The organism is Candidatus Limnocylindria bacterium (genome assembly GCA_036523395.1).
Classification (GTDB): Bacteria; Chloroflexota; Limnocylindria; order P2-11E; family P2-11E; genus CF-39.
Map to the genome: position 1 here is coordinate 1 of DATDEH010000058.1, position 2,166 is coordinate 2,166.

Annotated in this window: 2 protein-coding genes; both read left to right on the top strand. The window is 70.1% G+C overall.

The features are described from left to right. The coding region (gene miaA / locus VI056_08110; protein HEY6202993.1) for a tRNA (adenosine(37)-N6)-dimethylallyltransferase MiaA at window positions 1–802 on the top strand (802 nt) is incomplete at its 5' end. Continuing rightward, window positions 799–2,091, top strand: a complete 1,293-nt coding sequence (gene hflX / locus VI056_08115; protein HEY6202994.1) for a GTPase HflX — start codon at window positions 799–801, stop codon at window positions 2,089–2,091. The genes miaA and hflX, both read left to right, overlap by 4 nt. Window positions 2,092–2,166: the final 75 nt, after the last annotated feature.

The window sequence follows — 2,166 nt, forward strand, 5'->3', positions numbered from 1 at the left end:
CCTGTCCGCCGACTCGCGTCAGGTGTACCGCGGCATGGACATCGGCACCGCGAAGCCGACGCGCGCCGAGCGTGCACGCGTGCCGCATCACCTCATCGATGTCGCCGATCCCGGCGAGCGTTACGACGTGTTCCGCTATCAGCGTGATGCGCGTGCCGCGCTCGACGGCATCAGGGCGCGCGGTCGCGCTGTGGTCGTCGTGGGCGGGACCGGACTCTACGTCCGTGCGCTCCTCGACGGCCTCGACCTCGCGTCCGTCCCGACCGATCCGGTCCTGCGGGCGAAGATCGAGGCGGACGCCGCCCGCGACGGCCCGGACGCGCTGCACCGCAGACTGCAGGAGCTCGATCCCGAGGCTGCGGCCCGCGTCGACGCGCGCAACGTCCGGCGCGTCGTGCGCTACGTCGAGGCGGCGCTCCTCACCGGCGGTCTCACCGCGAGCTGGCGTCGCGATGGCGCGATCCCCTCGCGCAAGGTCGGCCTCGCGCCGCCGCGCGAGGCGCTCATCGCCGCGATCGAAACGCGCGTGGAGCGCATGGTCGACGCCGGCGTTCTCGACGAGACGCGCTCCCTCCTCGCGTCCGGGCTCGATCCGACGCTGCCCAGCTTCAGCGGGCATGGGTACGTCCACTGGGCGAAGCACCTCGCCGGTGCGGTCACGCTCGATGAGGCCATGCGGCTGACGGTGCGGGACACGCGGCGGTACTCACGGCGTCAGATGACATGGTTCCGGCGCGACAGCGCGATCCGCTGGGTCGATCCGACCACAGAGGATCCACTGCCTGCGACACTGTCAGGATGATCGACACCACGGTGCCTCCCGAGCGCGCGTATCTCGTCGCGCTCGACCAGCCGCGTGCTCGCTTCGATGCTGACGATTCCCTTGACGAGCTCGCCTCGCTCGTGGACGCCGCCGGCGCGGTCGTAGCCGGTCGCTTGGTGCAGCAGCGGCGGGCGCCCGACCCGAACACCTGGGTGGGGAAGGGGAAGGCGGCCGAGATCGTCACCGAATGCGCACGTGTCGGGGCTGATCTGGTCGTCTGCGACGACGAGCTCACGCCACGGCAGCAGCGCGGCCTGGAGGAGCTCGCAGGACGCCGCGTCGTCGATCGCTCCGCGGTGATCCTCGACATCTTCGCGCGCCACGCGCGAACGAAGGAAGGTCGCGTCCAGGTCGAGGTCGCGCAGCTCGAGTACCAGATGCCGCGACTGCGGGGGATCTGGAAGGGCCTTTCGCGCCTCGGCGGTGGCATCGGGACGCGCGGACCTGGCGAGTCGCTCCTCGAAACGGATCGCCGCGTCATCGAGCGGCGGCTGATCGATCTTAAGGCACGCCTAGGCGAGGTCCACCGCCAGCGCGAGCGCAGCCGGCTCTCACGAAGTCGCGACGGCCTGTACCTCGCGGCGCTGGTGGGCTATACGAACGCGGGCAAGTCGACCCTCATGAACGCGCTCTCGAATGCGGACGTGCTCGTCGCGGACCAGCCGTTCGCGACGCTGGATCCGACCACGCGACGTCTCCGGCTGCCCTCGGGCACGACGCTGCTCCTGTCGGACACCGTGGGTTTCGTGAACAAGCTTCCGCCCACGCTCGTCGCCGCGTTCCGCGCGACGCTCGAGGAGCTGAACGACGCCCATCTTCTCGTGCACGTCGTCGATGTCGGTCATCCGAACCTCCACGAGCGGATGATCGTGGTCCGTGAGACGCTCGCGTCCCTCGACCTCGCCGCACGCGAAAGCCTGATCGTGTTCAACAAGGCCGACACGCTGCGTGGCGCGGAAGGCGAGGCTCTTCGGGAGGCGCTCGGTGCGGAGTTCCCCGGCGCGGTGTTCGTCTCGGCGTCGCACGGGGAAGGAGTCGAGGCGCTGCGCGAGCGGCTCGCGGAGGTCGCTGCGTCGCACTGGACCAAGGTCGATGTCACGGTGCCGTACAACGAAGGCGCCATGGTGCAGCGCGTGCGCGAGCGCGGATCACTGCGGAACGCCGAGTACGGCGAAGCTGGAATACGGATCGAGGCCGATGTTCCGGCGGACCTCGCGGCCGAGCTGACGTCGCGTCAGACCCGGGTGGTCAGCTCCGACCGACGATGATCGGGAGGCTGGGGTCGTTGCCCCATTCCTCCCAGCTGCCGTCGTAGGTGCGGACGTCGTCGTGACCGAGCGCCG

Coding starts and splice junctions, on each gene's coding strand:
- hflX (HEY6202994.1), top strand. CDS start 799: ATGATCGACACCACGGTGCCTCCCGAGCGCGCGTATCTCGTCGCGCTC.